Below are 16,541 nucleotides of genomic sequence, written 5' to 3'. Positions count from 1 at the left end.
CTAAGTGTTGGGGCATTAGTTCCTTTGCTGTTATCAGGTCATGCATAATTATCGTTGATGATCATATAATCAGTTGAGAAAGATTATCATAATCATTGACTTAGGCGCTTGAATCAAATAAAATGAACATAGACTTTTTATGAACCATACTCTTTGAACAAATTTTTTTAGGATAAATTTGAATCAAGCGGAAGATTCGCTCACAAGGGGAGAGAATGCGTATGCAAACAACGTTAGCAACAAAGGAACTTACACTAGGATATGGAGAAGACATCATTTTAGATGATCTTAATATAGAAATTCCCAAAGGTGAAATTACTGTTTTTATTGGAGGAAATGGTTGTGGGAAATCAACCCTACTTAGGTCAATGGCTCGTTTGCTGAGGCCAAAAGAAGGTGGGGTTATTTTAGATGGTGAGGATATTGCCAAAACTGCTACGAAAGAAGTGGCCAAAAAACTTGCCATCCTACCACAGGGTCCTGTTACACCTGAAGGATTAACAGTATTTGAACTTGTGAAGCAGGGTAGACATCCTTACCGTAAATTATTAAAGCAGTGGTCTAAGGAAGACGATGAAGCGGTTATGAGCGCCCTAAAAGCAACAAATATGTTGGATTTTCAAAATCGTTCGGTAGATTCTCTATCAGGTGGTCAGCGCCAGCGTGCATGGATTGCTATGACACTCGCCCAAGAAACGGATACTATTTTATTGGATGAACCAACAACGTATTTGGATATGACACATCAAATTGAAGTATTGGATCTCCTATTTGAATTAAATGAGCGTGATGGTCGCACGGTAGTAATGGTTCTTCATGATTTAAACTTAGCATGTCGATACGCGCACCACATTGTTGCGATTCAGAATAAGCAAGTATATGCACAGGGAAGACCAGAACATATTATTAACTGTAACCTTGTACATGATGTTTTTGAAATGAAGTGCGATGTAACATATGACCCAATGTTTGGGACACCAATGTGCATTCCGCATGGCAAGGGTCGCTGTATTATTGATACGAATAGTATGGCAAACTGAATACATGAAAAAAACTCATCGATTCTGGTAACGGGCTCAGTTCTGGTGAGAAAACATTAAATAACATAGTATTTAGGGGTGTAAATCGCATTGCGTTTAGCACCCCTATTTTTATGGATATATCAATGTTTATGGAGTTGTAACACCGTAATTATCATAGTATTTATGTGTTTGCAGAAAAAATGATTCATGTAATGATTTTGAAAATTTTATGATTTATAATGATGGTATAACTTGCAAGGGAGGTGTGTTAAAGGTGAGCACAAAAGAAGAAGTATTAAAATTAATTAGTGATTTACCTGAAAGTGTAACTATAGAAGATATAATGAGGGAATTGTATATAAGGTCAAAAATTGATAAAGGAATCCAAGAACTGAATTCTGGAAAAGTTGTTTCTCATGAACAAGTTAAGGAGAAGTTAGGGAAATGGCTGAATTAAGATGGGCTGAATCTGCTGTAAAAGATTTAGATAACATATGTACCTATATTGCTGAAGACTCTGAAGAATATTCAAGAATGTTTGCAAGAAGAATAATGAATGCAATTGCATAATGCTAGGAATTTTAAAGATATAAACCAATAAACATCATGGCTTGGGATAAATGGCCATGATGTTATTTTATAAAAATAAACTATTGCTTGTGTGGTAATGCATTTAAAGTAACTGGTGGCGTATCTACCAATAACTATTTGTATTACATATTATACTGATGTTGAGAAGAGAAGAAAATAATAGATAAAAATATTTCATCTAAACTTAATCGTGTTATAATATTAGAAGAAAATGGAGTGATTTTAATGGAAGATACTTTAAAATTGATTCTCAATGAATTAAAAGAACTTAAAGAAGGACAGCAAGAACTTAAGAAAGACGTTTCAAGTATTAAAGATAATCTTTTCAATGATCTTGGACCATACTTTGAAAGCGTCGAGAAACATATTGATGTGAAGACAGAAGAACTTAAAGATACATTAGAAGACCAACAAAGGGTCATTGATACTTTAGCAGCTAGGTCTGTGAAGCACGAGAGTGAAATAAAAGACTTTAAACGCATACTGAAAAATCAATAAGGAACAATTTTGCTTCTTTTTTGTTCCCTGCGTTAACACCAATTGAAGTCCTAGCACCAACCTTATTTATACGTAACATAAGTACCAGCAATAAAATCATGAATTGCACGTTTATCCTCGCGAATCCCCACCATAAACGCACTAATGATAAAAGCAATACCCAATGAAAAGGCATAAACGATGAAACCACCGATGACACGAAGAAGCATCGTTATCAGAGTCACCTTTTGTCCTGAAACTTTTACAATACGGATGTTTGTCATACGTTTTCCAATAGTATAGCCATACCAAATCACAGGCACAATAATACTATACAAGACACCCAAGAAGTCAGTGATATTAAACTGTTCTGTATAAAAGAATTCGCCATACATCAAAAAGGTAATAAATCCGAGAATAATGGTGACCACAATCCAGTCAAGTAAACTAGCCAAAAATCTAACTTTAAAACCTGCAGCTTTTTCCATTTTGTCTATCTTCCCTTTTTTTGTTTTTTATGTCTGTGTACTTACTTTAACATAAAATAATCCAATTGGGAATTCAGTCTCTAACAACTGAATATAACATTGAACGCTCTCTTAGCAATAAAAGAAACCCCTATGATAATGCGGTGGTATGTCTACCTCAGAATGGTTAAATTCTCTGTCCAAAAAAGATTATATTTAAATTATTGGATGTTATTTGACAGCTGATTATCATTGTTCACATGAATTCCTAAATAATTAAATTTATGTTCTAAATTGTTTCTTAAATACGAACCCAAGATCTCCTCCAATTCCTCTTTGTTGCACTTATTTAAAACCTTCATTAACTCTTCGTGATCCATTTGTTCTAAAACAGAGTGGATAAATACTTCTAATGAATCTTTGTCATTAAAATGTCTTATATATAATTGTAGCAGATGATCTGCGAATTTCATGTTATCTTTCCTTCCTCATTAATTTCATATGACAACCTGTTTGTAGTTTAACTTATGTAGAAATGATGAAATGTTGATCATAAAACTTATGCAATTGCGGAAAATTAAAGTGAAGGAGGGTGAATAATGGAAAAGAAAAAATACTTTATTGACTTAGGAACCCGTGAGATATCACAAATACAAGCTGGAGATAACAACGACTTTACGATATATGCCACAGAGGAAGATATATCCCAATTAAGAGAATGGTTTGATCAAATGTATGATTCTGATCATGAGGCATTTTGGCGTGCACATGTACCAATAAAGCCATATCATGATGATGAATCAAACGATCAGTATGATGATGGGATTGTCCATGCTTATAAAATGATATATGAAATGGGGGATGACAAAACAAGAGCACATATAGAGAGCATGGGTATTTTAGAATAGACTACTATCGCATTCCTTTATGAAACGTTTCTTAGTTCCGTAGGTCTCAATCTTTTAGAGGTTGTTCAAAAAGTCACCAAATGATAAGCGGCGCATCTCTTCGTTGGCTTGTTTTTCCGTTTCTCACGTATTAAAAGCATATCCTTAGAAAAAGAAGAACACTTTTTCTTCGTGCGAGGTAATCCTTTCGAAGCAACAAGCTTTCGCTGCGATACTCAAAACTACGCCGCCTCGACCTGCTTGCTTCTAATTTGCCGACTTTTTGAACACGCACTTTTCATTGTTTCTTCTTGTTTTCGCGATATACAGAACTGCTATTTAACAAATGAAGCAGAATATGTCATGATAGGGAAGGAAAATAGATGGATGATTGAAGTCCTAGCCAAAAGTGGTAAAGGAAGCTGAGTGAAATGATTAGATTTACAGACTATTACAATAATGAAGTACAACTTTCCTTTGAAAATCAGCCCTTTTCAATGGAGCCAAAGCACGTTTGGGTTATTTGTCAATACAAGGATCAATGGCTTTTAACACGCCATCTAGATCGAGGGATTGAATTTCCTGGTGGGAAGGTAGAAGAGCAGGAGCTTGCAGAAGAAGCGGCAGTGCGAGAGGTGAACGAAGAAACAGGGGGCATTGTCAAACAGATAACCTATATCGGTCAATACTACGTAACAGGAAAGTCAAGTAATATCATAAAAAATATATATTTCGCAAGGATTGAAAAATTAGAAAAACATCCTCATTATTTCGAAACGGACGGACCTGTACTGCTTGATGATATACCAAAAGATTTAGAGCGGGATGCCTCTTTTAGTTTTATGATGAAGGACCGGATCTTACCAGAAAGCTTGGAGAGAATTAATCAACTGAAGTTATTGTAGAGGTAAAAGAAAAAGAAAAAGCATAAGGTATTTGCCTTATGCTTTTGGTTCAAGTTTAATTGGAGCCAAATAATGGGCCTGCCTTTTTAATGGTTTCACTCGTTTGTGAGAAACGTTCAAAATTTTGGTGAAAACGGGTTGCAAGCTCTTTCGCTTTTATCTCATAATCTGCCTTTTGTGCCCATGTTTGTTTTGGTACAAGTAGTTCATCAGGTACTCCAGGACAAGAGGTCGGAATGTGCAATCCAAAAATAGCATCTACACTCGTTTTAACGGTATCGAGTTCACCCGATATAGCTGCTTGAACCATCGCTCTTGTGTAGGTTAAATCCATACGCTGCCCTTCTCCATATGATCCACCAGTCCATCCTGTATTCACAAGAAAAACGTTTGTACCATATCGGTCCATTTTTTCTCCTAGCATTTCTGCGTAGGTTTCAGGAGTGAGTGGCAAAAATGGTGCTCCAAAGCAAGAAGAAAAAGTTGCCTCTGGCTCTGTTACACCGCGCTCCGTGCCAGCTAATTTACTCGTATACCCACTTAAAAAGTGATACATTGCTTGTTCCTTTGTTAATTTACTAATCGGTGGAAGGACTCCAAATGCATCAGCGGTTAAGAAAATAATCGTATTAGGATGTTGTGCAACAGGATCGGTTGTAATATTGTCCATGTTCGTGATCGGATAAGCTGCCCTAGTGTTTTCTGTTAACGATGTATCGTTGTAGTCCGGGTTTCTAGTTAACTTGTTAATGGATACATTCTCAAGGACTGAACCATATCGAATGGCATGATAAATTTGTGGTTCTTTTTCTTTTGATAGGTTAATGCATTTTGCATAGCAGCCTCCCTCAATATTAAACACGCCATTTGGCCCCCATGCATGCTCATCATCACCAATTAATTTCCTGCTAGGATCTGCTGATAATGTCGTTTTACCAGTCCCAGATAAACCAAAGAAGAGTGTAACGTCATCCGATTCACCTTTGTTTGCTGAGCAATGCATTGGCAAAACTTGTTGTTGGGGTAGCAAATAATTCATAACGGAGAAAATGGATTTTTTCATTTCGCCTGCGTACTCTGTTCCTCCAATTAATACAACTTTGTGCTTGAAGGATACCAATATAAATGCCTCTGAATTTGTTCCATCAAGTTCTGGTACAGCTTTAAAAGAAGGTGCCGAGACAATGGTGAATTCTGATTCGTGTGTTTTTAGCTCATTTTCTTTAGGACGAACAAATAATTGACGGGCAAATAAATTGTGCCACGCATATTCGTTTATTACTTGAATAGGAAGACGATATGTCTTATCTGAACCAGCATATCCTTTAAAAAGGTATAATTCATTTTTATTCGTTAAATAATGTAGTACTTTTTCATAAAGTGATAAAAAAACATCCTCGTTGATCGATTGATTAATGGTTCCCCAATCAACCAATTGTCTACTTTCATCATCCATCACGATAAATTTATCCTTTGGAGAACGCCCAGTATATTTCCCTGTTGTTGCCCTAATTGCGCCAGTTGAGGTTAATGAACCCTCACCTCTAGAAAGGATTGTTTCGATTAATTCAGGGACTGTCATATTCTGTCTGACTCCAGGATGTGATGTTAACTGCTCCAGCCGTGTCGTTTGTTTCACCTCATTCATACGTGCAACCCGCCTTTTTCTAAGTTTTGGTGGTAAAGAAAATGATTTCATTTACAATTTTCATTAGTATAACATATTAAAACATATATAACATACTATTTATTGAATTTTATGTGAAAAGTTCTGTATATGTTCTTTAATGTCTGTAATTATGAAATTATGTACATTTCTCAGTCCGTTTAGAATTTTTTTCTTTAAATCAGGAATAATAGCTCCTCCGATTTAATCATACATACATATATATATATGCTAGATGCTTCCAACTTAAACAGGTGCTTTCGATTTGTTGACATTACGCATTCGTTCCGATACGATAAATTGCGAACGGATATTTTTTCTTATCAAAGCGTTGGTGGCAGGACATGCCTTTACATAGCCAGCAAGCAACAATGTTCGACTTTTTTAGTAAAGTAGGCTTTTGAATATGGATGAACGGGATGTCCCGCTTATTATTTGGTGACTTTTTGAACATCCTCTAATAGTATATTTGAATAGAGAATTTCCGTAACATTCCCATTTCGCGAAGGAGGATTTAGCAGAATGACTGCAAATCGTCGATTATTCACATCAGAATCAGTGACAGAGGGACACCCAGATAAAATTTGTGACCAAATCTCTGACGCAATCCTTGATGAAATTTTAAAAAAAGACCCAACAGCCCGGGTAGCATGTGAAACAACTGTCACAACAGGTTTAGTGCTTGTTTCTGGTGAAATTTCAACCACAACATACGTAGATATACCGAGTATTGTGCGAAAAACGATTAAAAATATAGGTTACACCCGTGCAAAATACGGCTTTGATTTCGAAACATGTGCGGTCTTGACTGCCATTGATGAGCAATCTCCAGACATAGCCGGAGGGGTGAATCAGGCATTGGAAGCGCGTGAAGGGAAATTGATGGAAGAAGAAATTGAAGCGATAGGTGCTGGTGATCAGGGCTTAATGTTTGGCTTTGCCAATAATGAGACACCAGAACTTATGCCTTTGCCGATCTCTTTGGCTCATAAATTATCGAAACGCTTGGCGGATGTGAGAAAAGAAGAGATACTTCCATACCTCAGGCCAGATGGAAAAACGCAGGTAACGGTTGAATATGATGAAAATGATCAACCAATTCGAATCGATACGATCGTAATATCAACACAGCATTCACCGAAAGTAGAACTTAACCAAATTCAAGACGAACTGAAGAAACATGTAATTAAACCAATTGTTCCAGAAAATCTATTAGATCATAATACAAAGTATTTTATAAACCCGACAGGTCGCTTTGTTATCGGAGGTCCTCAAGGGGATGCTGGTTTAACTGGCAGAAAAATTATCGTGGATACTTACGGTGGATATGCTCGTCATGGTGGTGGTGCCTTTAGTGGAAAGGATGCTACCAAAGTGGATAGATCAGCGGCATATGCAGCAAGATATGTAGCGAAGAATATTGTGGCAGCTGGTCTTGCTGAATCATGTGAGGTACAGCTTGCCTATGCAATTGGCGTGGCAGAGCCAGTTTCCATTTCGATTAATACGTTCGGAAGTGGTAAAGTAAAGGAAGAAGTTTTGGTAACAGCAGTAAGAACATTATTTGATTTGAGACCTGCTGGCATCATTAAAATGCTTGATTTACAACGCCCAATATATCAAGCAACAGCTGCTTATGGTCATTTTGGAAGAACAGACACCGATTTTCCATGGGAAAGAACAGATAAAGTTGAAAGCTTAAAGGAATTTGTTGCAAGTAAATAAGATTTCATGAAGAATGGGTAATGACTGCTCATTCTTCATTTTGTTTATTTAGGTATAAGTGCGGTGTTAACCAAAAGGGTAATCCTAAACGGATATGTATACTTTTATTAGAATATGATATACTCATGGAGTTGCAAATATGAGAGTATATTTGAAATACAGAAAGAGGGGCAAGCTGTATGTGTGGTTTCGTTGGTATGATTCGCAACCGACCAAAAACGATCGATCAAACAGAAGAAAAAATATTTCAAAATAAAAACGATGTTATCTCCCATAGGGGCCCAGATGATGAAGGTTACTTTCATGATCCTTACATTTCATTTGGTTTTAGAAGATTAAGTATTATCGACATAGAAAGTGGGCATCAGCCATTAAGCTACAATGATGAAAACTATTGGATGGTATTTAACGGTGAAATATATAATTATGTGGAATTGAGAAAACAATTAATGGAACAAGGATATACCTTTGAAACAGAATCGGATACAGAGGTTATTGCAGCCATGTTTCAAGAATATAAGACAGATGCATTCCGGCAGTTAAGAGGTATGTTTGCCATATTGCTTTGGGATAAAAAGGAAGAAACACTCTACGGTGCGAGAGATCCGTTTGGTATTAAACCATTATTTTATAAAGAGACAGAAGAGGGTACGTATTTTGCATCCGAAAAGAAAAGTTTAACTGTTATGGAAGAGAAGGAAGAAGTAAATACGGAAGCGCTACAGCACTATTTAAGCTTTCAATTTTCACCAGAGCCTTTCACTTTGACAGCTGGAATCTATAAGACGGAGCCGGGTCATTATTTTGTGAAAAAACCTGGTGAATCCCTGCAGTTCCACCAATATTGGCATGCAAATTTTAAACCAGTATTAATGGATAAAAATGCGTGGATAAATCGTATTCGAGACGTCATGTATGATTCTGTAAACGTTCATATGAGAAGTGATGTTCCAGTTGGATCCTTTTTGTCAGGCGGAATCGACTCTTCCGTTATCGTAGCAATGGCACGTGAAATGAATCCGAATCTGAAAACATTTTCGGTTGGGTTTGAAAATGAAGGGTATTCGGAGGTGGATGTAGCGAAAGAAACCGCAGACAAGCTCGGTGTGGAGAATATTTCCTACATCATTTCACCAGAGGAATACGTCCAAAAGCTTCCGAAAATTATGTGGCATATGGATGATCCACTTGCAGATCCAGCGTGTGTGCCTCTATATTTTGTTGCTCGAGAAGCGCGTAAGCATGTTACAGTAGTACTTTCAGGTGAAGGAGCAGATGAGCTGTTTGGAGGGTACAACATTTATCGGGAACCGGAATCATTGCGGATTTTCCAAACGATCCCAACTCCAGCAAAAGGTCTATTGTCCCGTGTCGCCTCAGCGTTGCCTGAGGGTGTACGAGGAAAAAGCTTCTTAGAGAGAGGTACGACCCCTTTAAAAGATCGCTATATTGGAAACGCAAAAATGTTTGAAGACGATGATAAGGCAATGCTGTTGAAATCATACCATCCAAACGTTACGTACCAACAGATTACCGAAAAATTGTTCAAACATGTGGAAGCGGAACATCCAGTTAACCAAATGCAATATGTGGATATTCATACGTGGTTGCGCGGTGATATTTTGTTGAAAGCGGACAAAATGACAATGGCGAATTCCCTTGAACTAAGAGTACCTTTCTTGGATAAAGAGGTTTTTGAAATTGCTTCACAAATACCAGTAGATTTGAAAATTGCAAATGGAACGACCAAGCAAATTTTACGGGAAGCAGCACGTGGGGTTGTTCCAGATCATGTATTAGATCGCAAAAAGCTAGGTTTTCCTGTTCCGATTAGACACTGGTTAAAGAATGAATTGTATGATTGGGCAAAGAGACTCATCCAAGAAAGTCAAACAGATTATTTATTACACAAAAATTATGTGTCTGCATTGTTGGAAGATCACTGTAAAGGAAAGGGAGACTTCAGTCGTAAAATATGGACAGTACTTATGTTCATGCTATGGCATCAACTATATGTGGAAAAAAAGTATGATATCGAAACGCTGAGAGAAGAAGACAAATGGGTAAGCAAGCTCACGGTTTAATTATCGTGATTGCTTGCTTACCCGTTTGTGCCCACGGCTTTTTAAAAGTGATGGGTGTTTTTTTGACAAGCTAAAAATAGATTACGACTTTCGCCATAATTTGCGGTAATGCGTATTTATCTACATACCAACTTAAAATGTGTTTAATTTGAGGGGGAAACTATGAATGCCGCGTCCTATCCTCCGGGAGTAGGTCGAGGTAAGTGATGTTGTTATTTCTGTTGTTCTTTGTAATATTGTCCTTTAGCAACATATGAAGTTTGTACGCGTTTCATTTCTCTGAAATCCTCTTCTGTTAGATCCCGGATAACTTTAGCAGGACGACCGAAAGCCAATGTACGTGGAGGGATCTTTTTTTCAGGCGGTACTAAACTACCTGCTCCTATAAATGCTTCCTCGCCGATTTCTGCGCCATCCAAAATAATGGAACCCATCCCCACAAGTGCTCCTTTTCTAATTTGTGCTGAGTGAAGGGTTACCTGGTGACCGATCGTAACATAATCTTCTACAATTAATGGCGCATCAGGACTTTGATGGAGAAGACTGAGATCTTGTATACTGACTTCTTTTCCAATGTGAACTGGGGCGACATCCCCACGAATTACTGTTTTAAACCATATGCTAGATTTTTCTCCAATGGTTACATCACCAGTAATGATTACATCTTCAGATATATAAGCCGTTTCGTGAATGGAGGGTTTTGTCCCTTTATATTCATAAATCATTTGAATTCCTCCTTGAAATTATGGTGATATAAACTATAGTATCATATTAGATGTATGTTCAAAACACGCACTATTATGAAAGTAGAAATGACATAAAATAGTTCTGTATGTGAATTGGGGGAAATGCTGTGAAAAATCCTGTTCCTAAAACCTCTTTTGGTTTAATGAGTAAAGTCTATTTTAAAATTTTTCCAGAGGTTAACAGGCAATTAATCTACTGGAAAAATAAAGCGGAAGAAATTCCGAATCAAGAGCTTCGTAAACAAGCTCTCGCGAGTATAAATACGAAAAAATTTCATTGTCAGGGCGGAGCAGTCTATAGCCTGCTTGCTGGAAAAAGATGGCGTGATTCGATCCGTTTTATTATTGCATATCAAACAATCAGTGATTATTTAGATAATCTTTGTGATAGAAGTTCATCATTAGACCCAATTGATTTCCAACTTCTTCATCAATCCATGTATGACGCTCTGTCACCAAAACAAAAAGTGAAGAATTATTATAGGTTAAGACAAGAACAAGAGGACGGAGGATATTTAATCGAATTAGTCCAAACGTGTCAAAACTACTTGAAAACATTACCTGAACTCGAGGTTATACAACCTTATCTGCTAAGGCTTGAGGAATTTTATGCGGATTTACAGGTACACAAGCATGTAACAGATGAAGAACGGTTACCACGACTTGAAGGTTGGTTTCAGGATAAAGGTAGAGATTGGTCTAATCTTGCATGGTACGAGTTTTCGGCTTCTAGTGGTTCCACATTAGGTATCTTTTGTCTAGTGAGCTATGCAATGGATGGGAAAACTTCTCCAGAACTTGCGAAGGCCGTGTTTGAAGGGTATTTTCCGTACGTTCAGGGATTACATATATTATTGGATTATTTTATTGATCAGCAGGAAGATAAAAAGGAAGGGGACTTGAATTTCTGTTTCTATTACCCAAGCCTTGATCAAATGAAAAATCGCCTACTTTATTTTATTAGGCAGTCGAATCAACATGTGCAACAGCTGCCCCATAAGCACTTTCATGAAATGGTTCATCAAGGCTTAGTCGGTTTGTATTTGGCAGATCCAAAGGTGAAAGTGATAGAGAGAGGCCAAAATGTAACTCGAGCCCTTTTACACGCGAGTGGCTGGAGTGCTAAGTTTTTCCACTTGAATGTGAAGACCTATAACATGTTGTTCAAATAATGATAGTGATTTGATGATAGTTTGTATCTCCATGCTGCAAAATCGGAACTACACTGGATTCTTTTTACTTTTTCTTTTCAACAGCCAAAATAAAGGGTGGATGATTTTTTTGGTTAATAAATCCGTATTTTAAGACATTAAAGTGCTTTTGATTAAATGTGCGCAGGTATTTGAGCAGACTTTCTTTCTCTTCATCTCCACCAGGGTGACCATGGTACACAACTAATACAATAAGACCACCAGGCTTTAGGAAATCAACAATTGTATCCATTGCTTTGATTGTACTATTCGCATTCGTGATGACAGATTTGTCACTTCCTGGTAAATAACCAAGGTTAAAGATAGCACCACTTAATGTGCCATGATCTTCTTCGTGTAAATAAAAACGTATATTTTCGTGACTAGCATGTATAAGTGTAACATTCCGGATGTCCTGTTTGTCTAATAGTTGTTTCGTATTTCGTAATGCTTGTTTTTGAATATCGAACGCCAATACTTGACCGTTCACTCCAACAGCCTTACTCAGAACTACTGTATCATGACCATTGCCACAGGTTGCGTCAATAATCGTTTCTCCAGGTTCAACAGCTTGAAGAATTAATTCATGTGCAAAGGAAATTATTTGTTTTAACATAAAACGTCATCCCTCATTGTATTTGTATTTTGCTTCATGTGTTTGATCTCACTACTCAAGAGGAACGAGTCTCTCCAGTACAAAAAATGAAGCGAACAAAACCTATTGTAGCATGATGATGCAAATGAAAAAAGTTTCTGCAGTTGCTGTAAATTGTTCCATGTATGGCAATGGCGGTTTAGAGCAATCTAAAGTTGAGGTGATGATAGTGGCAACAAGAGAATCTGTTCAACAATTAATTGAAGAAGCAACCATTCGTCTTTCTGAAGCAGAAAATCAATTGAAAATCACCAACCGCAACGGCTTTGAAGTTGACGATTCATACTCCAACTCTCAACAACGGTTATCTGAGATGGAAGACGCAATAAAAAAGATGATGGATAGTGCCAACCATCAACAACGGGAGCAGTTGCACCGTTTGCATTTAAGAGTTAGTCAAACGCTTAACGACATGATTCTCGACCAAATTTGATATGAATCAGCACACGTAGTATCATTCCCCTCAGAAAAGCCCTGCCAATTGGCAGGGCTTTTCTTAAACCTTACTAAAAAACGTGTAGAAACTTGACAAAGAGGAACGCTTTCATTAAAATACGATTACAATATTGTATCGAACGACAATGAAAAGGAATAGTAATGAAGAAACAGGAAACAAAAGAGAGGTGGCGGTCGGTGTGAGCTACCCCTGTACTTTATGAACTCACCTTTGATGTTGCAGCAGTGAACGTTTTTCTATAGTAACTACTGCCGTTAATCGCGTTAAGGATTGAAGAGCGAGTGCTTATTAAAATGCACTAACTTGGGTGGTACCGCGGGAAACAGTCTCTCGTCCCATTTCTTTGGGATGAGAGACTGTTTTTTACTGGAAGAATGCTTCATTACGTTAAAAATAAAGGGAAGGTACAAGGACAAGGAGGGAAAAACGTGTCATTTGATCAAAGGGAAATAGAAAGTAAATGGCAGGCATTTTGGGAAAAAAATAAGACTTTCAAAACAAATATTGATACAGAAAAAGAAAAATTTTATGCATTAGATATGTTCCCATATCCGTCGGGAGCTGGATTACATGTTGGACATCCTGAAGGGTATACAGCAACAGATATTGTATCACGAATGAAACGGATGCAAGGTTATGAGGTTTTACATCCAATGGGGTGGGACGCATTTGGTTTGCCAGCGGAGCAATATGCATTGGACACAGGAAATGATCCGGAGAAATTCACCAAACAGAATATAGAAACGTTTCGTAGACAAATTAAAGAATTAGGCTTTTCTTATGATTGGGATCGGGAGGTTAATACAACGGATCCGAACTATTATAAATGGACACAATGGATTTTTCTGAAACTGTATGAAAATGGATTGGCATACGTCGATGAAGTACCTGTAAACTGGTGTCCAGCCCTTGGGACTGTCCTCGCCAACGAGGAGGTTATTGATGGTAAAAGTGAACGGGGTGGACATCCAGTAGAAAGAAAACCAATGAAGCAATGGATGCTTAAAATTACTGCATACGCAGACCGTTTGCTTGAAGATCTTGAGGATCTTGATTGGCCTGAGTCCATTAAAGATATGCAACGCAACTGGATTGGTCGTTCAGAAGGTGCTGAAATTGAATTTTCAATCGAGGGTTATGATGAGGGGTTTGCTGTATTCACCACTAGACCTGACACACTATTTGGAGCAACATATGCTGTGTTAGCACCTGAACATCCGTTGGTTGAAAAAATTGTTACCTCCGAACAAATCAATGTGATTCATGAATATTTGAGAAAAGTAAATGCAAAAAGTGATCTTGAACGTACAGATTTAGCTAAGGACAAAACAGGCGTGTTTACTGGTGCCTATGCCATCAATCCGATTAATGGAAATAAAATCCCTATATGGGTTGCCGATTACGTCTTAATGACTTACGGAAGTGGCGCAATTATGGCCGTCCCAGCTCATGATGAACGTGACTATGAATTTGCTAAAAAGTTTGACCTGCCAATTATAGCCGTTGTTGAAGGTGGGGATGTGGACAAAGAAGCATATACTGGTGAAGGGAAACACATTCATTCTGGATTTTTAGATGGTCTCGGCAAAGAAGATGCAATCAAAAAATCTATTGAATGGCTTGAAGAAAATAATAAGGGCACCAAAAAAGTGTCTTATCGATTAAGGGATTGGTTGTTTAGCCGTCAACGATATTGGGGTGAGCCCATTCCTATTATTCACTGGGAAGACGGATCAATGACGCCAGTACCGGAGGAAGAGTTGCCACTTGAATTACCTAAGACAACAGAAATAAAACCTTCTGGAACGGGTGAATCACCTTTAGCAAATGTAGAAGAGTGGGTAAATGTTGTCGATCCTGAAACAGGTAATAGAGGCCGTCGGGAAACAAATACGATGCCACAATGGGCAGGAAGCTGTTGGTATTTCCTTAGATTTATCGATCCGGAAAACGAAGAAGCCTTTGCAGATTTCAATAGATTGAAGAAATGGTTGCCAGTAGATATTTATATTGGTGGAGCTGAGCACGCTGTTTTACATCTATTATATGCTCGGTTCTGGCACAAAGTATTATATGATATTGGTGTTGTGCCAACGAAAGAGCCGTTTCAAAAACTTTACAATCAAGGAATGATTCTTGGAGAAAACAATGAGAAGATGAGTAAGTCCAAAGGCAATGTCGTCAACCCAGACGAAATAGTCGGGAGCCATGGGGCTGATACACTAAGACTGTATGAAATGTTCATGGGCCCACTTGATGCAGCAGTTGCGTGGTCAACGAATGGATTAGACGGTGCTCGTCGCTTTCTTGATCGGGTGTGGAGACTATTTATTAATGATGACGGCTCACTATCTGATAAGGTTGGCAGTACAAGTGACCAATCTCTCGAAAAGGTCTATCACGAAACAGTGAAAAAAGTAACGGACAATTTTGAAGGTCTTCGCTTTAATACAGGAATATCACAAATGATGGTGTTTATTAATGAATGTTATAAGGTAGAGCAAATTCCGATGGAGTATGTGGAAGGGTTTGTAAAGCTTTTGTCTCCAGTTGCACCACATCTAGCAGAGGAGCTTTGGAATAAGCTAGGGCACAACGAAACGATTAGCTACGAAACATGGCCAGCATTTGACGAAAGCAAAATGGTTGAAAATGAAGTGGAAATCGTTATACAGCTAATGGGTAAAGTGAAAGCAAAAGAAATGGTGTCAAAGGATACCCCTAAGGAAGAACTTGAAAAAATAGCGTTAGAGAATGAAAAAGTGAAAGAACTTCTTGAAAACAAAACGGTTCGAAAGGTTATTGTTATACCAGGAAAGTTGGTCAATATCGTTGCAAACTAGGTAATATCCCCTTTCAACTTTAAGGGGATTGCTTTTTTGCTTTAACGGGGAGCGTTCTTTCTTTGGACTTGTTGTAATTCATATACTACAGGAAGACTTTGACCATGATGGATTAAAACAAAGAAAAGAGGGTTTAAAAAATAAGGAATGGGGTAAACATATATAAAGCAGATGCTTTTTTGAAAAAACTTGTTGACTTTTGTCGAAAAACAATGTAATATTAATTTTGCTGTCGCGGCGAGTACATTCTAAAGCGACTGATACTTTTTCCATGAATTGGTATTGACTATCACTGTTATTGATGATAGAATTTAATTACTATCCTTGATAGACAGTAATAACTTTGATCCTTGAAAACTGAACAAAACAACCAGTAATGTCAAGTAAGAAAAAGCTAGTTTTTCATTCGAGCAAGATGAAACGATCTTCGATTAAGTATGCAACGTTCTGTTGCAACATCGAAGTCAGCACATCCATGTGCAAACTTTTATGGAGAGTTTGATCTTGGCTCAGGACGAACGCTGGCGGCGTGCCTAATACATGCAAGTCGAGCGCGGGAAGCAAGCAATCGCCCTTCGGGGCGTGAGCTTGTGGAACGAGCGGCGGACGGGTGAGTAACACGTGGGCAACCTGCCTGTAAGACTGGGATAACTCCGGGAAACCGGGGCTAATACCGGATAATACTTTCCTTTGCATAGGGGAAAGATGAAAGATGGCTTCTGCTATCACTTACAGATGGGCCCGCGGCGCATTAGCTAGTTGGTGGGGTAATGGCCCACCAAGGCAACGATGCGTAGCCGACCTGAGAGGGTGATCGGCCACACTG

Annotated in this window: 16 protein-coding genes, 1 rRNA gene and 1 other annotated feature; of the genes, 12 read left to right on the top strand and 5 right to left on the bottom strand. The window is 38.0% G+C overall.

The genetic code is table 11. From position 1 onward, the window contains the following. The first annotated feature begins 221 nt into the window (after window positions 1-221). The 4 genes from NC797_RS00085 (at window position 222) to NC797_RS00070 (ending at window position 2,111) form a co-directional block, all read left to right on the top strand. Window positions 222-1,040 carry an ABC transporter ATP-binding protein gene (locus tag NC797_RS00085; RefSeq protein ID WP_272434526.1) on the top strand — a complete coding sequence of 273 codons (819 nt, stop codon included), beginning with the start codon at window positions 222-224 and terminating at the stop codon, window positions 1,038-1,040. 256 nt (window positions 1,041-1,296) lie between these two features. Then, window positions 1,297-1,479 carry a hypothetical protein gene (locus NC797_RS00080; RefSeq protein ID WP_272434525.1) on the top strand — a complete coding sequence of 61 codons (183 nt, stop codon included), beginning with the start codon at window positions 1,297-1,299 and terminating at the stop codon, window positions 1,477-1,479. Further along, complete coding sequence (locus NC797_RS00075) at window positions 1,467-1,592, top strand: hypothetical protein (protein WP_272434524.1); 126 nt, start codon at window positions 1,467-1,469, stop codon at window positions 1,590-1,592. The genes NC797_RS00080 and NC797_RS00075 overlap by 13 nt, the downstream gene beginning before the upstream one ends. Window positions 1,593-1,838: 246 nt before the next feature. Beyond that, a complete protein-coding gene (locus NC797_RS00070) occupies window positions 1,839-2,111 on the top strand; it encodes a hypothetical protein (RefSeq protein WP_272434523.1) in 273 nt (90 codons plus the stop codon). 62 nt (window positions 2,112-2,173) lie between these two features. Here the strand turns inward: NC797_RS00070 and NC797_RS00065 are convergent, their stop codons facing one another. Beyond that, a complete protein-coding gene (locus NC797_RS00065; protein WP_272434522.1) occupies window positions 2,174-2,578 on the bottom strand; it encodes an RDD family protein in 405 nt (134 codons plus the stop codon). Between the two features lie 200 nt (window positions 2,579-2,778). Continuing rightward, window positions 2,779-3,030, bottom strand: a complete 252-nt coding sequence (locus tag NC797_RS00060; RefSeq protein WP_272434521.1) for a hypothetical protein — start codon at window positions 3,028-3,030, stop codon at window positions 2,779-2,781. A 126-nt stretch (window positions 3,031-3,156) separates the two neighbouring features. On the opposite strand from NC797_RS00060, the gene NC797_RS00055 reads away from it, so the two are divergent. Together NC797_RS00055 and ytkD are read left to right on the top strand one after the other, a co-directional pair. After that, window positions 3,157-3,465 carry a hydrolase gene (locus NC797_RS00055; RefSeq protein ID WP_272434520.1) on the top strand — a complete coding sequence of 103 codons (309 nt, stop codon included), beginning with the start codon at window positions 3,157-3,159 and terminating at the stop codon, window positions 3,463-3,465. Window positions 3,466-3,875: 410 nt separating this feature from the next. Next, complete coding sequence (gene ytkD / locus NC797_RS00050) at window positions 3,876-4,349, top strand: RNA deprotection pyrophosphohydrolase (protein WP_272434519.1); 474 nt, start codon at window positions 3,876-3,878, stop codon at window positions 4,347-4,349. Between the two features lie 55 nt (window positions 4,350-4,404). Here ytkD and pckA read toward each other — a convergent pair whose 3' ends face one another. Beyond that, window positions 4,405-5,997, bottom strand: coding sequence for a phosphoenolpyruvate carboxykinase (ATP) (pckA, locus tag NC797_RS00045; RefSeq protein ID WP_272434518.1), 1,593 nt, complete (start codon window positions 5,995-5,997; stop codon window positions 4,405-4,407). Window positions 5,998-6,537: 540 nt separating this feature from the next. On the opposite strand from pckA, the gene metK reads away from it, so the two are divergent. Beyond that, window positions 6,538-7,740: a methionine adenosyltransferase gene (metK, locus tag NC797_RS00040; protein ID WP_272434517.1), complete on the top strand. Its 1,203-nt coding sequence runs from the start codon at window positions 6,538-6,540 to the stop codon at window positions 7,738-7,740. Between the two features lie 179 nt (window positions 7,741-7,919). Continuing rightward, window positions 7,920-9,824, top strand: coding sequence for an asparagine synthase (glutamine-hydrolyzing) (gene asnB / locus NC797_RS00035; RefSeq protein WP_272434515.1), 1,905 nt, complete (start codon window positions 7,920-7,922; stop codon window positions 9,822-9,824). A gap of 212 nt (window positions 9,825-10,036) precedes the next feature. Here asnB and NC797_RS00030 read toward each other — a convergent pair whose 3' ends face one another. After that, on the bottom strand, window positions 10,037-10,549 hold the full coding sequence (locus NC797_RS00030; protein ID WP_272434514.1) for a gamma carbonic anhydrase: 513 nt from the start codon (window positions 10,547-10,549) through the stop codon (window positions 10,037-10,039). Between the two features lie 128 nt (window positions 10,550-10,677). On the opposite strand from NC797_RS00030, the gene NC797_RS00025 reads away from it, so the two are divergent. Continuing rightward, window positions 10,678-11,742 carry a tetraprenyl-beta-curcumene synthase family protein gene (locus NC797_RS00025; RefSeq protein ID WP_417168664.1) on the top strand — a complete coding sequence of 355 codons (1,065 nt, stop codon included), beginning with the start codon at window positions 10,678-10,680 and terminating at the stop codon, window positions 11,740-11,742. Between the two features lie 64 nt (window positions 11,743-11,806). Here NC797_RS00025 and mnmM read toward each other — a convergent pair whose 3' ends face one another. Further along, window positions 11,807-12,376 carry a tRNA 5-(aminomethyl)-2-thiouridylate-methyltransferase MnmM gene (gene mnmM / locus NC797_RS00020; protein ID WP_272434512.1) on the bottom strand — a complete coding sequence of 190 codons (570 nt, stop codon included), beginning with the start codon at window positions 12,374-12,376 and terminating at the stop codon, window positions 11,807-11,809. 124 nt (window positions 12,377-12,500) lie between these two features. Here mnmM and NC797_RS00015 point away from each other — a divergent pair, with 124 nt between their 5' ends. The 3 genes from NC797_RS00015 to NC797_RS00005 all read left to right on the top strand — a co-directional run. Further along, window positions 12,501-12,848 carry a DUF2524 family protein gene (locus tag NC797_RS00015; protein WP_272434511.1) on the top strand — a complete coding sequence of 116 codons (348 nt, stop codon included), beginning with the start codon at window positions 12,501-12,503 and terminating at the stop codon, window positions 12,846-12,848. Between the two features lie 139 nt (window positions 12,849-12,987). After that, window positions 12,988-13,213, top strand: a binding site (T-box leader). 87 nt (window positions 13,214-13,300) lie between these two features. Next, the gene (gene leuS, locus NC797_RS00010; RefSeq protein ID WP_272434509.1) at window positions 13,301-15,715 is read left to right on the top strand and encodes a leucine--tRNA ligase; all 2,415 of its coding nucleotides are present in this window, start codon (window positions 13,301-13,303) and stop codon (window positions 15,713-15,715) included. A 486-nt stretch (window positions 15,716-16,201) separates the two neighbouring features. Further along, a 16S ribosomal RNA gene (locus tag NC797_RS00005) occupies window positions 16,202-16,541 on the top strand; the annotation flags it as partial.

Source organism: Terrihalobacillus insolitus, from assembly GCF_028416575.1.
Classification (GTDB): domain Bacteria; phylum Bacillota; class Bacilli; order Bacillales; family Amphibacillaceae; genus Terrihalobacillus; species Terrihalobacillus insolitus.
This window is presented reverse-complemented; position numbering and strand designations above follow the sequence as displayed.

Excerpts from the sequence above, each read along its gene's own strand:
- ytkD (WP_272434519.1), top strand. The coding sequence starts at position 3,876 with ATGATTAGATTTACAGACTATTACAATAATGAAGTACAACTTTCCTTT.
- metK (WP_272434517.1), top strand. The coding sequence starts at position 6,538 with ATGACTGCAAATCGTCGATTATTCACATCAGAATCAGTGACAGAGGGA.
- NC797_RS00065 (WP_272434522.1), bottom strand. The coding sequence starts at position 2,578 with ATGGAAAAAGCTGCAGGTTTTAAAGTTAGATTTTTGGCTAGTTTACTT.
- mnmM (WP_272434512.1), bottom strand. The coding sequence starts at position 12,376 with ATGTTAAAACAAATAATTTCCTTTGCACATGAATTAATTCTTCAAGCT.
- NC797_RS00075 (WP_272434524.1), top strand. The coding sequence starts at position 1,467 with ATGGCTGAATTAAGATGGGCTGAATCTGCTGTAAAAGATTTAGATAAC.
- pckA (WP_272434518.1), bottom strand. The coding sequence starts at position 5,997 with ATGAATGAGGTGAAACAAACGACACGGCTGGAGCAGTTAACATCACAT.
- asnB (WP_272434515.1), top strand. The coding sequence starts at position 7,920 with ATGTGTGGTTTCGTTGGTATGATTCGCAACCGACCAAAAACGATCGAT.
- NC797_RS00070 (WP_272434523.1), top strand. The coding sequence starts at position 1,839 with ATGGAAGATACTTTAAAATTGATTCTCAATGAATTAAAAGAACTTAAA.
- NC797_RS00055 (WP_272434520.1), top strand. The coding sequence starts at position 3,157 with ATGGAAAAGAAAAAATACTTTATTGACTTAGGAACCCGTGAGATATCA.
- NC797_RS00060 (WP_272434521.1), bottom strand. The coding sequence starts at position 3,030 with ATGAAATTCGCAGATCATCTGCTACAATTATATATAAGACATTTTAAT.
- NC797_RS00030 (WP_272434514.1), bottom strand. The coding sequence starts at position 10,549 with ATGATTTATGAATATAAAGGGACAAAACCCTCCATTCACGAAACGGCT.
- NC797_RS00015 (WP_272434511.1), top strand. The coding sequence starts at position 12,501 with ATGAAAAAAGTTTCTGCAGTTGCTGTAAATTGTTCCATGTATGGCAAT.
- NC797_RS00085 (WP_272434526.1), top strand. The coding sequence starts at position 222 with ATGCAAACAACGTTAGCAACAAAGGAACTTACACTAGGATATGGAGAA.